Here is a 21721-nt window from a genome sequence, read left to right on the forward strand (position 1 = left end):
ACCGTTTGGCCAATCTGTCTTAAAGTTGTCAAATGCTGCAGCCGACTTGGATGATCTGATGTGGGATCTTCCTTCCGCCCCTCTCTCCTTGGCGAAATCCCGTTCGACCTTGTATAATCAGAAGCAGACTGTACTTAACCCGAGGAGGTGCCCTACATGGCACGAAGCAAAGCCCAGAAGCAGCGCAGCAAGCTGGTGCGCGAAGGAAAACTCGATCCCGTCATCAGCCGCAAGGATTGGCACGGCTGCCGACCGGTCGAACGCGTAATCCCGACCTACAAGGAAACCAAGAACAGACTGGATAACAAGCATAAAAAGAAATGGAACCTCTCGTCGTATACGAGCGAAGGTTCCATTTTTTATTGCAGGACTACAGTGGCCTTGTCGGCCCCCTACAGCACCTCTCCCGCTTCCAGCCGCCCTCTGGCATATAAGGCGCTACCTACCACGCCCGCATCCTCCAGCAGCTCCGCCGGCTTGATCTGCAGGTCGCGCCAGTAGAAGGACAAGGCCGCGCGCTCAATTTCCTCGCGCATCGGCTTCAGCAGCCTCTCTCCGGCCTGCGCCGCTCCTCCCCCGACTACGATCAGATCGGGGCTGAACAGCGTGATCGCCGCAGCCAATCCGCGCCCGAGCAGCGTGCCCGTCCGCTGCAGCACGGCGATAGCCGCGGGATCTCCGGCATCATAAGCCTTCGATACATCCGCTGACGTAATATCCGCAACCTTCTCTCCCGGGAATTGCCGGGCAAGGACGGTCGACTCGCCGCGCGCAACCGCTTCGCGAGCCTGTCTCGCGATCCCTGTCGCGGAAGCGACGGTCTCCAGGCATCCGGTCAGCCCGCAATTGCAGACGTAATCGATGCCTTCGAGGGTGACATGGCCGAGCTCCCCTGCGCGACCGCCGCTCCCGTAGTACAGTCTGCCGTCGTTATACATAGCCGCTGCCATGCCGGTTCCCACGGTGATTCCCAGCACGTGCCGGAAGCCGCGCCCGGCTCCCCCCGTCGCTTCCCCATAAACGTACATCCGCACATCATTATTGACAAAAACGGGAACCCCGCCGATCTGTGCGCTCAGCAGGTCAGCCAGCGGAAAGTCCTTCCAGCCCAGATTCGCTGCGAATACGCTCGTTCCCTTCACATGATCCACAAAGCCGGGAACACCGATCCCGACGCCTTGGATCGTAACCTGAGCTTCCTTCTGCACCTGCCCGATCGCTTCGGCCAGCCTCCTGACTACATCCTCACCGCCGCGCTTCACCTCGGTTGCAATCTTCACCATTTTCTGAGTCTCGCCTGCTTCGTTCACGATGCCAATGACCATATTCGTCCCGCCGATATCGACGCCTGCATAATGTTTCACCGGTTCTCCTCTTTTCTGTTTCAGCTTGAACTTCGTCCTCCGCTCTTCCAATCAAGCCCGCTTGAACTGCTTTGATCGGCGGCAGCTAACCCCCTACTCCCCCGGCTCCGTATCGGCCAAGTGGAGCGCTATGCCGCTGGCCTCCAGATAGGCGCGCAGCGATGCATCGGTAAGCTCGTTCGTGATACAGCCTGTTAGCGTCGATAGCGGCGCCATGCTGAACAACGACGTGCGGCCGATCTTCGTATGGTCGAAAACGGCATACGAGCGGAGCGCCCGCTTCAGCATCAGTCTGGCGATATCGGCCTCCTGCTCGGAGAACGTGGTGAGCCCCTGCTCCTCCGTAATGCCGTCAATCCCCATGAACATGATGCCGATATTGACGCTCTCGATGATCCGCTCGGCGAGCGGCCCGCACAGCTCGAAGCTGTTGCGGCGCATCACCCCTCCGGTCAGCACCACCTGCACGCCATCGCTTTCCGACAGCTCCATGGCGATGTTGACCGCGTTGGTCACGATGGTGATTCCCTTGCGAAGCTTCAGCTCGCGTGCGATCAGAAACGTCGTCGTACCGCCTGTCAAGCCGACGACATCCCCTTCTTCGACGAGAGCTGCGGCCTTGGCTGCGATCGCTTCTTTCTCCAGCCAGAGAAGCTGTTTTTTCTCGAAGAACGAAATCTCCCTGCCGGAAGCTGCAGCAGGACTCTCCAGCTGGGCGCCGCCCAAGCTGCGGATAATGCCGCCCTGACGCTCCAGCACGTCAAGATCGCGCCGGGCCGTCGCTTCCGAGCAGTCGAACTTGTCGATCATCTCTTGTATCGTAATGCGTCCTTGCCGCTTCAGCAGGTTCATGATTTGCTCGCGGCGTCTTTCTCCCTTGCTGGGAGCCCGATCGACCATGACATATCCTCCTTCGAGTGTAGTGCGCTCGATCGCTTTTATTAAATTTTAAATCATTTTTTTGACGATATCAATCATATCTTACTTACGATCCTTCATTTGAAACCAAATCGCAGGGACTGCGTATTATATAGGAAGCGGAGCTTCAGACCGCCGCTACTACCGTCAATGATGCTCTTTAGGGGGTTGCCATGCCAAACCGTCAAGAATTATACGAGCTTGAAGAAACATTCCGCCAGCTATTCCGCCGCATCCGAGCAAGCTGGACGCGCTTCGAGGTTCAGGGAGTCTCCTCCTCGCAAGCCTCCATCTTGGAAAAACTGCAAAACGACGGACCGCTGAAGGTTTCCCAGCTCGCCGAAGCGCTTTGGATCACAGCCGGTGCGGTCACTTCGCTGTCGGACAAGCTAATAGCCGGACACTTCGCCGAGCGTTCGCGTTCTGAGGAAGACCGCCGGGTCGTGTATCTCGAAATTACCGATAAGGGGCGAGAGGTTCTCACTGAGTTCCGAACGCATAGAGAGAAAATTATCGATGGATTTTTCGGTAGCTTATCCAAGGAGGATAGCGACCATCTGATACGGATCTTCAACCAAATACTGAAAGACTCCGAGCCGATGCACTCCTAGCCGATGAACAAGCGGAGGCATCGGTCTTCCTGTATGCCCAGACCCAACAATCGCAGCCATACTGCGATTGTTGGTTTTTTTGCGCTTAATAAGCCGCCTGCCGAACCGCTCCCTCACTCTGCCGCCAGACGCTTGAAGGCCTCAATGAAGGAAGCCGGGTCCGACTTGACGTTGAACGGGTAAACCCCTTGGCGGGTATGCAGATACAGAATCCCCTCTTCCGCGCCCATCCTCCGATAGGATATGTCATACACCTCATGAAGGGGAAACTCGCGGTGTCGAGTGGTGATTTTGCTGACAAACAAACACATCACCCTCTCTTCCGGAATGTAGGATTGCTCCGTTGCCGTTACCGTTCTAACTATTTTGTAATATGGATGCTCCGCCAGGATATGCGGCATCTTCGATCCCTCCTACTTGTAGTCTCCGCTTGTCCCCTCCTGCTTTCCTTCTTGCCCGAGGTCGTCCATTACGCTTCTTTTCCACAAGGGAACCCCTGAGCGGTGAGCCGCCCGGCCGGTAAGATGTCCGGCTACAGGCGACGTTAAGAACACGAAGACGATACCGAGCAGCACCTTCACGCTGACATGATTCAGGTAAAGCAGCAAGTAGACAAAGGCGCCCGCGAGCACAAGCAGCACGCCGAGCGTGGCGCTTTTGGCGGCGGCATGCGACCGGGTGTACACATCGGGAAGGCGGATAAGCCCCCAGGCGCTCAATGCGCTCACTATCGCACCGGCTGCAATGACGATCCCTATGATGATTTCACCGGATAAGGCGAGCAGCTCTCTATTCAATCACTTCACCTCTCTCTATATAACGAGCGAATGCCGTGGTCCCGATAAAGGTGATGATGCCGATGACCAGCACAATGTCAAAATACGCAGTCGTCTTTAGCAAGACGCCAAGCAGCGTAATCATCGCCAGCAGCATGACGCCGATCGTATCCAAGGCCACTATCCGGTCCGGCGTAGAGGGGCCGATGAGCAATCTGTACATGCAGCCCAGAATCGCCAGAGCCAGGACAGCCAGCGAGACAAGGAGAAAATAAGTAATCATGCGCGTGTCACCTCCAGGATGGCCTTCTCGAACGAGCCTCTGATGTGGCCCGACAACTGGTCCGCGTCATCGATATCGAGGGCATGGATATACAGGATTTGCCCGTTCGGAGAGACGTCCAGAGTGAGCGTTCCCGGCGTCAGACAGATCAGGCACGAGAGGAGGGTAACCTCCCAGTCGGACCTCAGCTCGGTGCGATAAGCGAAAATCCCCGGTCGGATCGTCAGCTTGGGACGCAATATTTGCCGGATCACATCGAATCCCGAGACAAACAGCTCCTTATTGAACAGCAAGAACAGCTTGATAACCGCCGCTGCTTTTATGAGAACCAATCCGATTAGCTGTGCCATCTTCATCTCCCCCCCAATACGGCATGGATATAGACTGCGGGGTCCGCCAGCGTACGGCCGGCCTCCGCTGCCAAGCGGTATACGTATTCCGAGCCCAGCCCCATCCCGATGATAAGCAAGGCAAGACCGGCAGCAGGCAGGATCAGTCTGGGGCCAAGCGGAGGCAGCGGACGGGACGGTGCCTTCGCCTCTCCCCAAAAAGCGTGCATAAACACCCGGACCAAGGAATAAAGCACGATCAGACTGGAGGCAAGGGCTATGGCCGTCAGCCCGTAATAACCCTCCTGAAGGCCGCCCCGGATCAGGAGCAGCTTGCCCGCGAACCCGCTGAATGGGGGAATGCCCGCAATCGCCAGAGCCGTTATCAGGAAAAGCCAGCCCATCAGCGGGTGGCGCTCTTTGAGTCCGCCCATCTCCTGCAGATTATAAGTGCCCGTGGCTTGAACGAGCATGCCTCCCAGCACGAACAGCAGCGCTTTGGCCAGCATGTCATGGAGCAGATAAAATACCGCGCCGTCCAGGGAATCCTTGACGGACACAGCGAGCCCGAAGGCGATCAAGCCCACGCTGATGACGACGTTGTAGTTCAGAATAAGACGGATATCCCGGTAGCCGACAGCCCCGAGCGCCCCCAGGATCATGGTGACCGCCGCCATTCCCTCTATCCAGCTATGCGTGGCTGCCGGGTCGGAGTAAAACATCAAGGTAAACGTACGAATCAGCGCATACAGGCCAACCTTGGTGAGCAGAGCAGCGAACAGAGCCGTTACGGCTGCCGGAGGCGCACTGTACGAGCCCGGCAGCCAGAAAAACAGAAACAAGCCGGACTTTAGAGAGAAAACGATAAGGAATAAAAGTGCGATGACGTTAAGTATTCCGGTCTGTCCGGCTTCCGCCACCCGCTGCGACAAATCCGCCATATTCAGCGTCCCGACGACTCCGTATAAATAAGCGACGGCCGCGACAAACAGGGTGGAGGATAACATATTAATCAGCATATACTTCAACGTTTCGCGGAGCTGCCTCCTGCTCCCTCCCAGAACGATCAGCGCGTAGGACGAAATCAGCATGACCTCGAAGCAGACGAACAAGTTAAACAGATCCCCCGTGAGAAAAGATCCGTTGATCCCGACCAGCAGAAACTGAAATAAAGGATAAACATAATACCGCTCCCGCTCGTGACCGATCGTACCGAACGCATAGAACAAGCAGGCTATCGCGACGATCGATGTCGCAAGCACGAGCAGCGCGCCGAGCATATCGGCTACGAAGACAATCCCGTAGGGCGGCATCCATCCTCCCATACTCAGCACCTGTATACCCTCGGAGTGGACCCGAGCCACGATAAGACAGGAGGCTGCCGCCGTCCCCAGCATACCGAGGACGCTCAAGACACGTTGGAATCCGATACGGTTCCTAAGGAACAGCAAGAGGATGGCCGTCCCCAGAGGAAGCAGCAGCGGAAGCACGAGCAGATTATTCATCCTCCTGCCCCCTCAGCTGCTCCATATCATCGGTCCCCAGCTTCTGATAGGCTTTATAGGCCAGCACGAAGAAGAAGGAGGTCACGCCGAAGCTGATGACGATGGAGGTTAGAATAAGCGCTTGGGGCAGCGGGTCGACATACGCCTCCGCCTGCTCCCCAAGCAAAGGAGCCGCTCCTGTCTTCAATCGGGACATCGTCAGCAGCAGCAGATGAACCCCGTGCGTGAGGAGAGATGTTCCTAATATAATCCGAAGCAGGCTCTTCGAGAGGATCAGGTAAACCCCGACCGTAAACAGGACTCCGATGGATAAGGACATGTAGAGCTCCATTACTCTTTATCACTCCCAATTGTAAAGATGATGGTCATCGTTATCCCGATAACGGTCAAATACACGCCCAGGTCAAACAGCACGGCGGTAGCCAGCTCAGTCTGTCCGAGCAAAGGCAGATTGAAGTAGCCGAAGGCATGGCTGAGGAACGGCGCCTGGAACAGGAAGGACCCGATGCCCGTGGTCATCGCGATCAGCAGCCCGACCGCGGTCATCCGCCGAAAGTCGAGCGGGATAATCCGGCGGATCGTTTGTACGCCCTGGCTTATCGTCAGCAGGATCAAGGCGGCCGCCGTCATCAGCGCCCCGATAAAGCCGCCTCCGGGACGATTATGCCCAGCGAAGAATAGATAAAGGGAAAACATGACGATGATGACGATCGCCACCCGCGAGATCGTCCGCAGGATCACGTCATTGCTTCTGGGCCGCTGCGCGGCGCTAGGCGGCAGTTCTCCCCCCCTTGCGCTTGCGCTTTGCTGCTTCCTCTCCTCCCCGGCAGCGGGCTTCAGCCGGATCAGGGCATAGATGCCGTAAGAAGCAATCCCCAGCACCACGATTTCCAGCATCGTATCGAAGCCGCGGAAGTCTACGAGGATGACGTTGACTACATTTTTTCCGCCGGCCAGCTCATAGCTGGAACGGAGGAAATAGTCCGAGATGGATTCGAACGTCCGGCTGCCGCTCGCACTTAGCGCGATCAGCGTCATCAGCGTACCGACGCCAACCGCGATGAAGGCGTTAGTCAATTTGAACGGGAGCCTGGTGATTTCTTTTTTCAGCTTCGGCAGATGGTAGAAGCAGAGCAGGAACAGCGCTACCGATACAGTCTCTACGATCATCTGCGTCAAGGCCAGATCGGGAGCCCGGAAAATAACGAAAAACAAGGTAACCATATACCCCGCCGCCCCGGTCAAAATAATAGCGGTCAGACGGGAGCCCGCGAATGGAACGGCAAGTACGGCTGCGATCAGCACGATGTTGATGACGGCCTCATAGAAGGAAACGGGAGCGAAGCCCGATGTATCTATCTTCAATGCGCCGGAGCTGAGCATAGTCAAGCCGAGCGAGACGATGAAAAACAAAAAGATATAGATCACATAGTGCCGGAGAGATCCGGTCATATACAAGCCGGTCAATCGGCTAGAGCCTTGATGCAGCAGCTTGAGTCCGCCGTCATAGGCATGGTTCAGCGTAGCCCGCTGAAGGAGCGGCTGATACAGCGCCTTGACCCGGCGGTGAAGGACGACCACGATGCAGCCTGCGGCGACTACGCCGATCGTCATGAAGATCTCTGTCGTCCAGCCATGCCACATGGATATCGACACGGCGAACCGTTCTCCCGGCAGCAGCAGCCCGGGATGAATAGCCGCCATCGCCGGCTCAATCAGCGAGTAGGATAACAGATTAGGGAAAAGGCCGAACACGACGGCCAGGGAGGCCAGAACCACGGGAGACAGCAGCATGCCGAGCGGCGCCTCATGCGGAGCTGTCTCCTCCTGCTGCTCCAGCTTCGACCGGCCTGTGAAGGTCCGCAGCAGCAGCAGCATGCTGTAGCCGAATGTGAGGATACTGGCCAGCCAGGCTATAACCGGGAATATCAGTCCCAGCGACTGCAGGCTCAGCACATCCAGGCTCGTGATCGTCAATACCGCCGTGAAGAACATTTCCTTGCTCAGAAAGCCGTTGAACGGCGGCAAGCCCGCCATTGAGAAGGTTCCGATGACGGCTACCGTGAAGGTGACCGGCATGACCGCCATCAATCCGCCAAGCTTGCGAATATCGCGAGTCCCCGTTTCATGATCCACGATACCGGCCACCATGAATAAGGCGCCTTTGAAGATCGCGTGATTGATCAGATGGAAGATGGCGGCCATCGTAGCTTTGGTATACGGCAGAGCTCCGCCGGGATCTCCGAAGAAACCGGCCGCTGAGCCGAGCCCCAGCAAGCTCATGATCAAGCCAAGCTGACTAATCGTGGAGAAGGCCAGTATGGCCTTCAGGTCCGTTTGCTTCAGCGCTCGGTAAGAGCCGTAGATAAGCGTAAGAATCCCTACTCCAGACACCAGCCAGAACCAGACGGCATGGCCTGAGAAGACGGGACTGAACCGCGCTGTCAGGAAGAGACCCGCCTTGACCATGGTGGCCGAATGAAGATACGCGCTTACCGGCGTAGGGGCTTCCATCGCATCCGGCAGCCAGATATGAAACGGAAACTGGGCGGACTTGGTAAAGGCCCCCAGCAGAATAAGCAGCATCGCCGGGACAAACAGGCCGTGGCCGGATAGATCTGCTATGAGTCCCAAGGTTTCCCGGATGCTGAAGGTTCCCGTCATGACATACAGAAGGACGAAGCCTCCGAGCATCGCAAGTCCCCCGAAAACCGTTATCAGCATCGATTTCAAAGCACCGTATCTGGACTTCTCCCGGCCATGCCAGAACGCGATCAGGAGGAAAGATGACATGCTGGTCAGCTCCCAGAAGCCGTATAATACCATCGTATTATCGGAGAGGACCACACCGAGCATCGCCCCCATAAAGAGCAGCAGGTACAAGTAGAATTCATGCAGCGCTTCTTTGGCTTTATCCAGATAAAAGATGGAGTACAGCACGACCAGCGAGCCGATCCCGCTAATAAGCAGAGCAAATAACAGCCCGAGTCCGTCCAGATAGACGGAGAAGGAGATGCCTAGCGACGGAATCCACGGAACGGCTTCTATACGCGTACCGCCGTTCCGAATAAACGGAAGCTCCGATAGGAAATACCCGAATAGCAAGACCGGCACAGGAAGAATAAACCAGCCTGTGTGGACGCCCCTCCCCAGCCGGCGGAAAATCGGGCTTAACGCCGCATACAATAAAGGAAATAGAATAGCCAGATGCAACAGAGACAAGCTTCTCATCCTCCCAAACGAACGTACCTTCATCAGTTTTTCCAAAAAAACGCAAAAAGAGCCTGCGTTTGGCAGGCTCCTCCATTAAAACATGTTATTTAATTAGTTGGTCAAACGGTCGCATTAGTATTCGACTTGATTAAGTATAGCCCGAGCGCAGCGATTTGTCAAAATGAATGAAACCGCTTCTTCTGTCATCTTTCCGTCCAAGCGTTCATAGGATCCTAGTATCCTTGCCAGAAAGGAACGTGATCGGATGAACGCCCTGTGGATCGAGCTTTTCATGTGGCTGTCTCTCTTCTTTTCCCTTACGCTGGCCTTCTGCATCCTGCTGCTCGACTTCGTGCTGGCCGACTCGGCCCGTTACGACATGGAGCATCTGTGGAACGACCGGTATACGTACCGGGAGCTGCATCTCGAATGCGATGCGGCGAGTAAGCCCTAGGACCGGGCCGCCTCGGCAGAGCTGCGCCGGACGGAAGGCGCTCGGAAGCGGGAGGCCGCTATCACTAGCGCCAGCAGCAGCACGTACAAGGACACCAGCACCCATAAGGTAAGCCCCAGGGACAGCCGATCCATGCACCAGCCGGTCAGCAGAGGAATCAAGGCTCCGCCCGCTCCGCCGGAGGCGATCAGTACACTCGTTACGCGCTCCTCCTTGCCGGGGAAGAAGGAATTGGCAAAGACCAGGGCGACCGCGAACATGCCCGACATCAATAAGCCTAGCGCCACGATGATAACGAAGCCTGCAGCCACGCTTGTGATCGACGCGAACAAAGCGAGTGCAGCCGCCCCGCCGGCGCAGCTGACGATCAGATAGCGAGCATGCCCCCAGCGTCCAGCCAGCTGGGCGGCGAACAGACGCCCGACCGCGATGGCTCCCCAGAAGCAGGTGACCGACAAAGCGCCAAGCTCTGGCTTAATGCCTGCATTCTCCAGCAGGATCGAAGGCAGGAAGTTTGCCAGGCTCATCTCAGCTCCGACATATAGCGCGAATACGGCTATAAATAACGTCATCCATAAGACAGGCCGGCCTTTACGGGGACGGGAGCCCGTCCGGGCATGATTCGCCGAAGCTTGTCCCGTCTCCGGAAGCGGCGATTGCTTGGTCAAAACACCCGACATCTCCCCCATAGGAAGCAGCGCCCATAGAGCCAGGATGACCGCCGAGATCAGAGCGAGAATCGCAAACGAGCCGCGCCACCAGCCTGTCGTGATCATAAGCGATACGATCAGCGGCATGACCAGAGCTCCGATACCGAAGAAGACCTCCAGGCGGGCCATGGCCGCCGTTTTTTGCTTCGTATCCGCTATATATCCGATGACTACGCCGCCGATAATCGTCTCGACCATACCGAATCCGAACCCGGCCAGCGGAGCCGTCATCAGCACTAAAGACCATGAAGGCAGCGTGAAGAACACCGACTCGGCCGCCGTCAGACAGAACAAGCAGAGCAGGAGCGCTCCTTTTTTGCCAAGCTTGGCCGAGAGCCAGGGACCCGCCAGCACCCCGACGAGAAATCCGAAAAATTGCAGGGAAACGAGCTGCCCGCCCGCACTGTAATCCTTGCCGTAATGCGCTAGCAGCTCAGGCAGCATCGCCCCGATAATGACATGTGCCAAACCGATCAGAAAGTATGAAAAGCAGCCTGTCCATAAAAAATTTCTCACGCCGTCCTCCGTGTACCATCTGTGTATTCAAGCGTCGAACTGACGCCTGATCTGGAGTAAACTTTACTGGATCGACAGATGGATTGCAATAGGGTAATAAGACGAGGCGAACTCAGACATCCTATAAAGGCATCCTTTGCTTCTATATCCGAGAAGGGACGTGAGTTTACGATGAGCCATTCCAAACGCCGTCAGGAAAATGAATGGAAAATCCGCAAGCAAACCCCGCATCCCCACGGCAAGATCAAGTCGATCGCCGAATATTCGGACGAATACGATGCCCAGCATCCGAGCGAGTGAATGCAGCAAGACCCCGCCGTCCCCACGGCGGGGTCTTGCCTTGCTTATGCTGGTAATAGGGGGACGCATGGTGCTGCAGAGATGGCCTTAAGCCCTGGGCGCGGGCTGAAGCTGCCCCTGCGTCTCACTCCGTCCCTGAGCGATCAGCTGGCGGGCGCGTTCGACTTCCCGGGCGTCCGGCGTCGGCACATGCTCCAGCGGATAGGCCCGCCCGAGCTGCTGCCACTTGTATACGCCCATCCGGTGATACGGCAGCACCTCGACCTTTTCCACATGGTTCAAGGTGCCGATGAAGCGCCCCAGCTCCAGCAGATCGCGGGCATCGTCGGTAATGCCGGGGATCAGTACATGCCGGATCCACATCGGCTTTCCGAGCTCCGACAGATGGCGCGCGAATCGCAGGATCCGCTCATTGGGCCGGCTGGTCAGCGCCTCATGCTTGGCAGAGTCGATATGCTTGAGATCAAGCAGCACCAGGTCGGTATGCGCCAGCAGGTTCCCCGCATGATCAGGCTCGCAGAAGCCCGAGGAATCGATAGCCGTATGCAGATTCCAGCGCTGCTTGACTTCCCGGAACAGCTCGGCGACAAAGGGAGCCTGAAGGGTCGGCTCACCGCCAGTTACGGTAAGCCCGCCGCCGGAGCTCCGGTAATACGGGAGAAACGACTCGATCTCCTCCAGTACGGCGGCCACGTCCATCGCGCGGCCGCTTCCGGTATCCCAGGTATCCGGGTTATGGCAGAATGCGCACTGCAGAGCGCAGCCCTGCATGAACAGTACAAACCGGATACCGGGACCGTCTACCGTGCCGAAGGTATCGAGCGAATGAATCCGTCCTTTCATCCGATCGAACCGTGGAATGTCCGGTTTACGACATCAAGCTGCTGCTCCCGGGTCAGCTTGATAAAGTTGACGGCATAGCCGGATACGCGTACGGTCAGCTGCGGATACTGCTCCGGATGCTCCATCGCGTCGAGCAGCTGCTCGCGGTTGAAGACGTTAACGTTCAGGTGATGCCCGCCGCTAGCCGCATAGCCATCCAGCAAGGCCACCAGATTCTGCGCCCGCACTTCCTCTTCGCGGCCCAGCGCCTTCGGAATAATCGAGAAGGTGTTGGAGATCCCGTCCAGGCAGTGCTCATAAGGAATCTTCGCTACGGAATTCAACGAGGCAAGCGCGCCCTTCGTATCGCGGCCATGCATCGGGTTGGCGCCCGGCGCAAACGGCTCCCCGGCCTTGCGGCCGTCAGGGGTCGTACCGGTCTTCTTGCCGTACACGACGTTCGAGGTGATCGTCAGCACCGACATCGTCGGCAGCGCATTCCGGTAGGTCCGGTGCTTGCGTAGCTTGTTCATGAACGTCTCGGCCAGCTGAACCGCAATCTGGTCGACACGATCGTCATTGTTGCCGTACTTCGGATAGTCGCCCTCGATCTCGAAGTCGACGGCGATGCCCTTCTCATTACGGATCGGCCGTACCTTAGCGTGCTTAATCGCACTCAAGCTATCGGCGACGACGGATAAGCCGGCGATCCCGCAAGCCATCGTCCGTACAATCTCCCGGTCGTGCAGCGCCATTTCGATACGCTCATAGCTGTATTTATCATGCATGAAATGAATAACGTTCAAGGTATTCATATACAGCCTCGCCAGCCAATCCATCACCTGATCGAACTTGGCGTATACTTCCTCGTAGCTCAGCGTGTCTCCTGCGATCGGAGCCAGCTGCGGTCCGACCTGGGCGCCAAGCTTCTCGTCTATGCCGCCATTGATCGCGTAGAGCAGCGCCTTCGCCAGGTTGGCCCGCGCTCCGAAGAACTGCATCTGCTTGCCGATCCGCATCGCGGATACGCAGCAGGCAATCCCGTAATCGTCGCCGTATTGCGGACGCATCAGATCATCGGACTCGTACTGGATCGAGCTCGTCTCGATGGATACCTTGGCGCAATATTTCTTGAAGCCGTCCGGCAGTTGGGTCGACCAGAGCACCGTCAGGTTGGGCTCGGGAGCCGGCCCCAGGTTATACAGGGTGTGCAGGAAGCGGAACGATGATTTCGTAACCCGCGTCGTTCCGTTGAGCGCCATCCCGCCTATGGATTCCGTCACCCAAGTCGGGTCTCCGCTGAACAGCTCGTTGTAATCCGGCGTCCGCAGGAACTTCACGATACGCAGCTTCATGACGAAGTGGTCGACCAGCTCTTGGGCTTGCTCTTCGGTCAGCGCTCCGTCGCGCAGATCGCGCTCGATATAAATATCGAGGAAGCTGGATACGCGGCCCAGGCTCATCGCCGCTCCGTTCTGCTCCTTGATCGCCGCCAGATAAGCGAAGTACAGCCACTGGATCGCTTCCTTCGCGCTGCCTGCCGGGCGGGAGATGTCATAGCCATAGGTCAACGCCATCGCCTTCAGCTCGGCCAGGCTGCGGATCTGCTCGGACAGCTCCTCGCGGTCGCGGATAACCTCCTCGGTCATGGAGTCGACTTCAAGCTGGAGCAGCTCATTCTTCTTGTCCTCGATCAGCCGGTTCACGCCATAGAGCGCAACCCTCCGGTAATCGCCGATGATGCGTCCGCGGCCGTAAGCATCCGGGAGACCCGTAATAATCCCCGCCTTGCGGGCAAGCTTCATGTCCGTCGTGTAGGCATCGAACACGCCTTGATTATGCGTTTTGCGGATGTCGGTAAACAGCTTGACGATCTCCTCGGGCACCTTGAAGCCATAAGCCTCGCAAGCATCCACCACCATGCGTATGCCGCCGAAGGGCTGAACGGACCGTTTGAACGGCTCGTCGGTCTGGAGCCCGACGATCTGCTCCAGTCCCTTCTCGATATATCCGGGGCCGTGGGAGACGATGGTGGAGACGGTGCGGACGTCAACGTCCAGCACCCCTCCATTCGCTCTTTCCTTGAGCATCAGCTCGCGGATATGCTGCCACAGCTTCTCCGTTGCCTCCGTAGGTCCGGCCAGGAACGCTTCATCGCCGGTGTAAGGCGTCAGGTTGCGGTCCAGAAAGTCCTTCACATCAATACGCGACTGCCACTTGCCTGCTGTGAAGCTGCGCCATTCCGCCGGCCCGGAGGCTTGAGCCCCTCCGGGTACGGCTGTAACGTTGATTGCCATGGAATATTCCCTCCTGCCAAATTCAAGTTAGTTAAAATTTACCGTAGAAGGCATTGCGGTACACATCGGCTAATTCCTTGACGAGCGGCAGACGCGGATTCGCCGTCGTGCACTGATCTTCAAAGGCGCGGTCCGCCAGATAGTCGACCTTCGCTTCGAAATCAGCCGCATCGAATCCAAGGTCCTTGAAGCTTTCCGGAATGCCCAGCGCCTTGTTCAGCTTGCGGATGGCGTCGATCAGGCTGTTGACGCCTTCTTCCGTCGTGCGCGCTGGCAGCCCCAGCATTCTCGCTATTTCAGCATACCGCACATCCGCGATAAAGTGGTCATATTTCGGGAAAGATGCGAATTTCGTCGGCTTCTGTGCATTGTAGCGAATGACGTGCGGCATCAGAATCGCGTTGGTGCGGCCGTGCGCCGTATGGTACTGCCCGCCCCATTTATGCGCCAGACTGTGGTTGATGCCGAGGAAGGCGTTGGCGAAAGCCATCCCTGCGATGGTCGAAGCATTGTGCATCTTCTCCCTCGCCAGCGGGTCGCCGGTGTGATACGACGCCTCCAGATACTGGAACACCAGCTGGATCGCCTTCATCGCCAGCCCGTCGGTGTAGTCGTTCGCCATAACCGATACATACGCTTCGATCGCATGCGTCAAGACGTCCATACCCGTATCGGCAACGGCTGTCTTCGGCAGCGTGTAGACGTATTCCGGATCGATGATCGCCACATCCGGAGTCAGCTCGTAGTCGGCCAGCGGATACTTGGTATTACCCTTATTTTTATCCGTGATCACAGCAAAGCTGGTTACCTCCGAGCCTGTGCCCGATGTCGTCGGGATGGCGACGAATTTGGCTTTCTGCCCGAGTCGCGGATATTTGTAGACGCGCTTGCGGATATCCAGGAACTTTTGCTTCAGCGATTGGAAATCCGTGTCCGGATATTCATAGAACAGCCACATCGCCTTCGCCGCATCCATCGGCGAGCCGCCGCCCAGCGCAATGATGCAATCCGGCTGGAACGATCTCATCTGTGCGGTGCCGCGGTCTACCGTATCGACGGAAGGATCGGGCTCCACGTCGCTGAACACCTCGATGTGAACAGGCAGCCGGCGCTTGCGGAGGTAATACTCGACCCGCTCGACATAGCCGAGCTTGACCATCATCGGGTCGGTTACGATCATGACGCGCGTAATATCCGGCATTTTCTCCAGGTACTGCGTCGCGCCCTTCTCGAAGTAAACCTTAGGCGGCATTTTGAACCATTGCATATTCACCGTTCTTTCGGCTACTCGCTTGATGTTCAGCAGGTTGACCGCCGTGACGTTAGCCGTCGTGGAGTTATGGCCGTACGAGCCGCAGCCCAGCGTCAGGGAAGGCAGGTTGGTGTTATAAATATCGCCGATCGCGCCGTGTGTGGAAGGCGAGTTCACGATGACGCGGCCTGTTTGCAGCCGGGCGGCGAACGCCTGAACGACCTCGTCGTTCTTCGAATGAACGACGGAGGAGTGACCCATCCCGCCGAAGGCCACGACCTCGGCCGCGCGGTTGATGCCCTGCTCGGCGTTCTTGACCTTGTAGCAGGCCAGGACCGGGCTCAGCTTCTCCGCGGACAACGGATAAGCTTCTCCGACACCCTGCAGCTCGGCGACCAGAATCTTCGTCTGCTCCGGCACGTTCAGCCCCGCCATCTTGGCGATGGCCGCTGCCGGCTGACCGACGATGACCGCGTTGACCGCACATTTCTCCGGATTGATCACGAGCTTGGAAACCGCTTCGGTCTCTTCCTTGTTCAGGAAATAGCAGCCGAATTCCGTCATCAGCTTCTTGGCCTGCTCATAGATCGGCTCCTCCAGAATGACGGCTTGCTCGGATGCGCAGATCATGCCGTTGTCGAACGTCTTGGACAAGATCAGATCGGTTACAGCCTGCTTCAGATCGGCCGTTTTCTCGATAAAGCAAGGCACGTTGCCGGGACCTACGCCAAGCGCCGGCTTGCCGGTGCTGTAGGCGGACTTGACCATCGAAGAGCCGCCTGTCGCCAGGACGAGCGCCACATCGGTATGGTTCATCAACAGCTGCGTAGCTTCAACAGACGGATGCTCGATCCACTGGATGCAGGCGGCCGGAGCTCCTGCCAGCACAGCGGCATCGCGGAGCGTCCGGGCAGCGGCTACGCTGGACTTCTGCGCCGACGGATGGAAGGCGAAGATAATCGGATTGCGCGTCTTGGCCGCGATCAGCGATTTGAACATCGTCGTGGACGTTGGGTTGGTAACGGGCGTTACCCCGGCGATCACGCCGACAGGCTCTGCGACCAGCCGGTAATTTTCATACCGGTTTTCTTCGATCGTACCGACCGTCTTCGCGGATTTGATGCTGTGATAGATGTACTCGGTGGCGAAGATGTTTTTGGTGATCTTGTCTTCATACACGCCGCGTCCGGTTTCTTCGTAAGCCAGCTTTGCCAGCTCCATGTGACGATCCAGACCTGCCAGCGCCATCTGCTGGACAATATGGTCGACTTGCTCCTGATCGAGCTGCAGATACGCTTGCTGGGCCTGCAGCGCCTGGGACACCAAACGGTTGACTTCATCTTGTGCCGACACCTGTTGTACTTGTACTTTCGTCTCTCTCACAGCCATGGTTAATCTCCTCCTGATATGGACGGTTAATATGGAGCTCTATGCGAATCGGTAACGCTGCGGGCAATCTGTGCAGGCTATCCTGGAAAGCTTGATCGCTACTGGCTGTAGGAACCCGCCGCCCTTATAGGGTCAGGCTCCCGGATTACCCTACTCGGAGCGCTGCTCCTCCGTCGCCGGAGAGACTCGGCAATCCTCGCAGATCCATTCGCTGCCGGTTTCCCCATAGCCCTGGACCTTGCCGCAGGAGTTGCAGTCGATCGCCTTTCTCTGTGTCATGGGATTCGCCTCCTTGTCAGGTTTTTCATTGTGGCTCGATGCTGTCATCTATGAGAACAAGCTGTCGATATCCGTAAGGATTTGCTCCGCCATCGGATAGACAACCTCTTCTTCCAGGTTCAAATGCTCGGTTAAGATCAGGCAAGCCTGTATCAGATGGGAGGCTGCCGTTTTCACGTGAATTTTTTCACCTTTTTGTGCAGGCCCATCCAACGCTTCGTAGAAAGACTGTACGAACAAATGCGCCAGCTCGTGATCCTTCTCCATCACCCAAATCGAAGGCATGATCGACGGTCCTTGCACTTTGTTGAAATATCGGGTCAGCATCGGGAACAATTCTTGCTCTTCCCAGCTCGCGTGACGATCCAGAGACTCCATCAGTACGCTTATGGACCCGCGAAGCTCCTTCAGCTTCTCGGCAGCTTCTGAGGTCGATCTTAGTTTGCTTACTCCTTCGCCTTCGCGGCAAATTTCCTTAAGGCGCAAGCGCAAATCATCATGTTCTTCCTTCAGGCGATCGATAGCTTCCATGAACTGGGTCGGTCGAGCGCTTTGCTCGAATATTTCAACTGCCGGTGTGTGCATGCCGGAATCCTCCTTGATTTGGAATTATCTTTATTGTAATCTCCTGTGCCGAAATTCACTGTGAAAAATGTCACTCGCCGCAAATTCGACATATCCGGCTCGAAGCATGCCAAAAACCGCCCTTTTTGCGAAACCAGGGCGGTTGACGTGCCGGCTATGCGATTGTCGTATTCATGATTTGCGCGCAAGCTGCTCCTGGGCAAGCCTAATCATCTCGCGCACCATCGTGCCGCCGATCTGCCCGCCGATTTTCCCTGCCTGCTCGGTGGACAAAGCTCCGTTCCCGGACGGCTTAAGCGGGATGCCAAGCGAGCTGGCAACCTCGTATTTGACCCGTTCCGGCTGCGCGGAACTCGCGGTATAGCCCGCACGGTGCATCACTTCCGCCTTGAAGGCATCAAGCGCCTGTCCCGACCCTGGGACTACGGGTTGTCGGTTTCTTCTTCTGGCCATCGCGAACGCTCCTTATATCAGTAATGGGTAGACCCGGAATCTCTGCTCCGGCGGTTAGCGGAAGCCGATACCAGTTGCTTGGCCCCGCTTTTTCGTGATAAAGTTACTTAACGGGAACATTTGTTCGTTTCTCGCTATTCTTGCTATATTCGGAGGGGTGTCTGTATGAAAACTACTTACGAGCCGATTCACGCCAAGCAGGTGCTTAACGCGGTAAAAAGTCCTTCCATGCCCTTCGACTGGTCGATCAATCCTTACCGCGGCTGCCAGCATGGTTGTAGCTTCTGTTATGCGCGGTCAACTCATACATTCCTGGGGCTTGCGACCGACGATACGTTCCAGCACCGTATCCTGGTCAAGCATAATGCAGCCGAAGCCCTGGAGGCCCAGCTTCAGCGCATGCTGAAGTCAAGGAACGGACGCGAGAGGATCGGCAAGGTGGCGCTGGGAACGGCCACCGACCCTTATCAGCAAGCGGAGGCCAAGGAGCGAATTACCCGGCAATGCCTGGAGGTACTCGTTGCTTACGGGATACCGGCCAGCATCACGACCCGCTCGCCGCTCATCCTGCAGGATGCGGACCTGCTCGCGCGTCTGCCCGACTGCACCGTCCATGTGAGCTTGAATACGCTCGACAGATCCATCTGGCGCAGCTTTGAGCCGATGTCTCCCGCTCCCTCCGAACGACTGCGAACCGTAGCCGGGCTGCGGGAGAGGGGGATCGAAGCCGGCGTATTCATCGCGCCGATCCTTCCCTTTCTTACTGACGGGCCTGATCAGCTCGAGCCTTTGGTGCAGGCGGTTGCGGAAGCGGGCGCCGCTTTCGTCATGGGGTCTGTCCTGCGCCTGAATACAGCTCCCGTCAAGTCCTGGTTCTTCGCCGCTCTGAACCAGCACTACCCTTCGCTGGCTCGGCGTTACGCCCGGTTGTACGCGGACTCCCCTTCGGCCCCCAAGCCCTTCCGCGCTGAAGTCGCGGGGAGGCTCGATGACTTGCTTCGATCTCACGGCCTGCCGTCTTATCATCCGCTTGCTAGCCCTGGCAACGGAGATGCCCCGCCGTCCGACGCCAAAAACACCGAACAGCGTCCGGTGCAGTTGGCTTTCGATCTATAAACGATGAGTGCCCCGAGTCAGACCTCGTCGCAGCTCGCGCCAGGCGTTGGCGGGCTGGCTGCTCCTGTTGGGCCCGCCGGTCTTGCCTGTCCCCGCAGAGCAAGCTTGTAGCCCGCATACACAACAGCGAGAAATACGGCATAGACCGCCAGCGCAGCGGCCGTCATGATCGGGTCTGTTAGAAACGTATCGCCTACGAGAGCGAACACGAGCATAACAGGCACTTTGCCTAACACCGTCGCCGCGGCGAACACCGCCACCGAAATACGGCTTAGGCCTGAATAGATATTGATGGCCGGAGAGGGCAGGATCGGGATCAGCCGCGCGGCCAGCACACTCAGGAACGGACGCTTTTCGTACAGCGCCGTGAATCTCTCCAGACTCCGGAACCGGGTCAAGTAACGTCTCCCTTGATCCCTGAACAAGACTCGGACGAGCAGCAGCATCAGTACGGCTGCTATCGAAGAGCCTGCCAGGTTCAGAAGTCCTCCGATCACGAACCCGTACTTGGCCCCCATGATGCCCCCTACCACTCCGAACGGGACCACCGGGACAAAAGCGAGCAATACGGATAGCAGCAGCATCAGAGGGAGATCGGAGCGATCCCCGCTGCCAAGCCAGCGGAGCAGCTCCTCTTTATAGAAGAGTGCAGCTGCTATCAAAGCTGCATACATGAGAACGACCAAGCCTTTTTTCACGTGCACGTGCGACTTCCTTTCCTCAAGGGTTCCGCCATTTCTCTATTCCGCGTTTCGGATAATATCATACCATTTTGGGCAAACATAAGTTAAGTTATTTTCCCGAATCGAGGTTCAAAAGATGATCTATGACAATTGCAATTCCTCTTCCTTAAAAGAACATTTAGAAAAATCGCTCGAAGAAATATCTTCACTAGCGAAACATAATATCGAGCTATTAAGCAATGAAGATGTATGCCTCGTACAACAATTCGAAAATATGAGAAACGTGATGACAGATATCGTCACAACCGCCGCGTCCTTTTATTTAAAATGTTATTTATCTCCTTACACATCCAAATACGAGGATCTGACGATAAGCATATGCCATTTATCCGAACGAAAGCATGGCGCGCTAATCGTCGTGGAACGAAACGATTCCCTTGAATCGCTCATTCCATCCAACGTACCCATTGGGGGGACGTTATCCCACTCCTTGATCGAATCGATATTTTTTCCGGGAAACCCATTACATGACGGGGCTATTCTGATTCGCGCCGAAACGGTTGTGTCTGCTGCTAACGTTCTTCCTTTATCCAACATTCAGGTAACAGACCGAAAACTAGGAACAAGGCACCGAGCTGCAATCGGACTAAGCGAAAGATCCGATGCGATCGTTCTTGTCGTATCTGAAGAAACGGGTCAAGCCTCGTTTGCTATAAACGGTGCTTTACATCCCATTCATATGATCACTACTTGATCCGTTAACCCGGGTTATCGGCTATACGGCCCCATACGACTACTTGACGGAACGATGCACGATCCCCATCGTATACCGGGCGGCAAGCCGCATCGCCTTCCGTTCCCGGGGATGTATCGTACTTGGCAGATGAGAGCCGGAGACGGAGATTTCGCTTACCGGCAATACTTGATAGGAGATCGCGCCCGAGACGGGCACCCTTCGTACCCAGGTAGGCACATAGTCAAGGCTAAGCAGACGGGTACCCGCCGCATCCTTCTCGATGGCAGCGAGCAGCAACAGCCCGTTCCGTGTAGCCGCATGCCCCATTAGCGTCGTCGAAATGAAATTGCCCAGCGAATAAGCGGCCGCCTGGCCGCCGGTCCGCACGACGGGCTGTACGACATGAGGGTGCGCGCCCAGCACCAGATCCGCGCCGCCCTCAAGCAGCATACGGACCAGCCGCTTCTGCACCTTCCCCGGCTCATGCGTATACTCCTTGCCGAAATGCGGGCAGACGATCGTGTAATCCGCTGCTCTGCGGGCAGCCGCAAGCTCACGCAGCATCTGCTCCTCGTCCAGTCGGTTGACCATCCAGGCGCACGACTGCGGCAGTGTGAGACGATTGGTGCTTTTCGAGTAGGATAGCACGGCGATGCGGACCCCCTTAATGTCCAGCAGAAGAGGACGTCCCGACTCCGCTTCGCTGCGGAAGGTCCCCGTGTGGGCAATCCCCGCTTCATCCAGAATGTCCAGCGTTCGGATCAAGCCAGTCATCCCGCGGTCCAGACAATGGTTATTGCCGGTCACTAGCACATCGAAGCCCGAAGCCTTCAGATCCGAAGCGAGCTCGGCAGGCGCATGGAACGTATAGAAGCCCGTCTTCGGATGCCGGTAAGTATATCTCGACGCGTGGCCGCCCAGCGGCAGCTCCAGATTACCGATCGTCAGGTCCGCGCTTCGGAGCAGCGGCGCCGCGTAGCGGAAGATCGGAGCAAAGTCGTAACGGGCCGAACCTGCTATGCGCGCGGAGCGTATCATCGATTCCGGGACCAGAATATCTCCTACGGCGGCTATCCGGATTATCGTAGACATAGGACGTCCCTCCCTTCGGGACTATCCTATTCAGGTGC

Annotated in this window: 22 protein-coding genes and 1 pseudogene; 5 read left to right on the forward strand and 18 right to left on the reverse strand. The window is 56.9% G+C overall.

The annotated features are described in order from the left end of the window. Positions 1-392: 392 nt before the first annotated feature. Both GSF01_RS02325 and GSF01_RS02330 read right to left on the reverse strand, forming a co-directional pair. The gene (locus tag GSF01_RS02325; RefSeq protein WP_159881414.1) at positions 393-1364 is read right to left on the reverse strand and encodes an ROK family protein; all 972 of its coding nucleotides are present in this window, start codon (positions 1362-1364) and stop codon (positions 393-395) included. Positions 1365-1457: 93 nt separating this feature from the next. Further along, positions 1458-2264 (reverse strand): DeoR/GlpR family DNA-binding transcription regulator, encoded by an 807-nt coding sequence (locus GSF01_RS02330; protein WP_159881415.1) that lies wholly within the window; start codon positions 2262-2264, stop codon positions 1458-1460. A gap of 191 nt (positions 2265-2455) precedes the next feature. Between GSF01_RS02330 and GSF01_RS02335 the strand changes: the two genes are divergently transcribed. Beyond that, positions 2456-2893 (forward strand): MarR family winged helix-turn-helix transcriptional regulator, encoded by a 438-nt coding sequence (locus GSF01_RS02335; RefSeq protein ID WP_159881416.1) that lies wholly within the window; start codon positions 2456-2458, stop codon positions 2891-2893. 113 nt (positions 2894-3006) lie between these two features. On the opposite strand, the gene GSF01_RS02340 is transcribed toward GSF01_RS02335, so the two are convergent. The 7 genes and pseudogenes from GSF01_RS02340 to GSF01_RS02370 all read right to left on the reverse strand — a co-directional run bounded on the left by GSF01_RS02340 (position 3007) and on the right by GSF01_RS02370 (position 9008). Continuing rightward, complete coding sequence (locus tag GSF01_RS02340) at positions 3007-3294, reverse strand: hypothetical protein (RefSeq protein WP_159881417.1); 288 nt, start codon at positions 3292-3294, stop codon at positions 3007-3009. A gap of 12 nt (positions 3295-3306) precedes the next feature. Continuing rightward, on the reverse strand, positions 3307-3690 hold the full coding sequence (gene mnhG, locus GSF01_RS02345; RefSeq protein WP_159881418.1) for a monovalent cation/H(+) antiporter subunit G: 384 nt from the start codon (positions 3688-3690) through the stop codon (positions 3307-3309). Beyond that, positions 3683-3952: a Na(+)/H(+) antiporter subunit F1 gene (locus tag GSF01_RS02350; RefSeq protein WP_159881419.1), complete on the reverse strand. Its 270-nt coding sequence runs from the start codon at positions 3950-3952 to the stop codon at positions 3683-3685. Before GSF01_RS02350 ends, mnhG begins: the two co-directional genes overlap by 8 nt. After that, positions 3949-4263: pseudogene (locus GSF01_RS02355) on the reverse strand (Na+/H+ antiporter subunit E); the annotation flags it as partial. The gene GSF01_RS02350 and the pseudogene GSF01_RS02355, both read right to left, overlap by 4 nt. A gap of 41 nt (positions 4264-4304) precedes the next feature. Continuing rightward, on the reverse strand, positions 4305-5786 hold the full coding sequence (locus tag GSF01_RS02360; protein ID WP_159881421.1) for a Na+/H+ antiporter subunit D: 1482 nt from the start codon (positions 5784-5786) through the stop codon (positions 4305-4307). After that, the gene (locus GSF01_RS02365) at positions 5779-6117 is read right to left on the reverse strand and encodes a Na(+)/H(+) antiporter subunit C (RefSeq protein ID WP_159881422.1); all 339 of its coding nucleotides are present in this window, start codon (positions 6115-6117) and stop codon (positions 5779-5781) included. Before GSF01_RS02365 ends, GSF01_RS02360 begins: the two co-directional genes overlap by 8 nt. After that, positions 6117-9008, reverse strand: a complete 2892-nt coding sequence (locus tag GSF01_RS02370) for a Na+/H+ antiporter subunit A (RefSeq protein ID WP_159881423.1) — start codon at positions 9006-9008, stop codon at positions 6117-6119. The genes GSF01_RS02365 and GSF01_RS02370 overlap by 1 nt, the downstream gene beginning before the upstream one ends. Before the next feature lie 256 nt (positions 9009-9264). On the opposite strand from GSF01_RS02370, the gene GSF01_RS02375 reads away from it, so the two are divergent. Then, on the forward strand, positions 9265-9453 hold the full coding sequence (locus GSF01_RS02375) for a hypothetical protein (protein ID WP_159881424.1): 189 nt from the start codon (positions 9265-9267) through the stop codon (positions 9451-9453). On the opposite strand, the gene GSF01_RS02380 is transcribed toward GSF01_RS02375, so the two are convergent. After that, positions 9450-10679, reverse strand: a complete 1230-nt coding sequence (locus tag GSF01_RS02380; RefSeq protein ID WP_159881425.1) for an MFS transporter — start codon at positions 10677-10679, stop codon at positions 9450-9452. The genes GSF01_RS02375 and GSF01_RS02380 overlap by 4 nt on opposite strands. A gap of 171 nt (positions 10680-10850) precedes the next feature. Here GSF01_RS02380 and GSF01_RS29495 point away from each other — a divergent pair, with 171 nt between their 5' ends. Continuing rightward, positions 10851-10979: a DUF6254 family protein gene (locus tag GSF01_RS29495; RefSeq protein WP_235941230.1), complete on the forward strand. Its 129-nt coding sequence runs from the start codon at positions 10851-10853 to the stop codon at positions 10977-10979. A gap of 87 nt (positions 10980-11066) precedes the next feature. Here the strand turns inward: GSF01_RS29495 and pflA are convergent, their stop codons facing one another. The 6 genes from pflA to GSF01_RS02405 all read right to left on the reverse strand — a co-directional run bounded on the left by pflA (position 11067) and on the right by GSF01_RS02405 (position 18056). Further along, entirely contained in the window at positions 11067-11822 is a 756-nt protein-coding gene (gene pflA / locus GSF01_RS02385; protein ID WP_159881426.1) for a pyruvate formate-lyase-activating protein, read from the reverse strand. Next, positions 11819-14098: a formate C-acetyltransferase gene (gene pflB, locus GSF01_RS02390; RefSeq protein WP_159881427.1), complete on the reverse strand. Its 2280-nt coding sequence runs from the start codon at positions 14096-14098 to the stop codon at positions 11819-11821. Before pflB ends, pflA begins: the two co-directional genes overlap by 4 nt. A 31-nt stretch (positions 14099-14129) precedes the next feature. Then, positions 14130-16739, reverse strand: coding sequence for a bifunctional acetaldehyde-CoA/alcohol dehydrogenase (gene adhE, locus GSF01_RS02395; protein ID WP_159881428.1), 2610 nt, complete (start codon positions 16737-16739; stop codon positions 14130-14132). 150 nt (positions 16740-16889) lie between these two features. Continuing rightward, positions 16890-17018, reverse strand: a complete 129-nt coding sequence (locus GSF01_RS30010; RefSeq protein ID WP_268893670.1) for a hypothetical protein — start codon at positions 17016-17018, stop codon at positions 16890-16892. A 48-nt stretch (positions 17019-17066) separates the two neighbouring features. Then, positions 17067-17603: a hemerythrin domain-containing protein gene (locus GSF01_RS02400; RefSeq protein ID WP_159881429.1), complete on the reverse strand. Its 537-nt coding sequence runs from the start codon at positions 17601-17603 to the stop codon at positions 17067-17069. A 171-nt stretch (positions 17604-17774) separates the two neighbouring features. Next, a complete protein-coding gene (locus tag GSF01_RS02405; protein WP_159881430.1) occupies positions 17775-18056 on the reverse strand; it encodes an alpha/beta-type small acid-soluble spore protein in 282 nt (93 codons plus the stop codon). 165 nt (positions 18057-18221) lie between these two features. Here GSF01_RS02405 and GSF01_RS02410 point away from each other — a divergent pair, with 165 nt between their 5' ends. Continuing rightward, complete coding sequence (locus GSF01_RS02410; protein WP_159881431.1) at positions 18222-19172, forward strand: SPL family radical SAM protein; 951 nt, start codon at positions 18222-18224, stop codon at positions 19170-19172. A 17-nt stretch (positions 19173-19189) separates the two neighbouring features. Here the strand turns inward: GSF01_RS02410 and GSF01_RS02415 are convergent, their stop codons facing one another. Continuing rightward, entirely contained in the window at positions 19190-19876 is a 687-nt protein-coding gene (locus GSF01_RS02415) for a TVP38/TMEM64 family protein (protein ID WP_159881432.1), read from the reverse strand. Between the two features lie 115 nt (positions 19877-19991). On the opposite strand from GSF01_RS02415, the gene cdaS reads away from it, so the two are divergent. Continuing rightward, a complete protein-coding gene (gene cdaS, locus GSF01_RS02420) occupies positions 19992-20609 on the forward strand; it encodes a sporulation-specific diadenylate cyclase CdaS (RefSeq protein WP_159881433.1) in 618 nt (205 codons plus the stop codon). A 39-nt stretch (positions 20610-20648) separates the two neighbouring features. On the opposite strand, the gene GSF01_RS02425 is transcribed toward cdaS, so the two are convergent. Beyond that, complete coding sequence (locus GSF01_RS02425; protein ID WP_159881434.1) at positions 20649-21683, reverse strand: CapA family protein; 1035 nt, start codon at positions 21681-21683, stop codon at positions 20649-20651. Between the last annotated feature and the right edge of the window lie 38 nt (positions 21684-21721).

The organism is Paenibacillus puerhi, assembly GCF_009846885.1.
Lineage (GTDB): Bacteria > Bacillota > Bacilli > Paenibacillales > NBRC-103111 > Paenibacillus_G > Paenibacillus_G puerhi.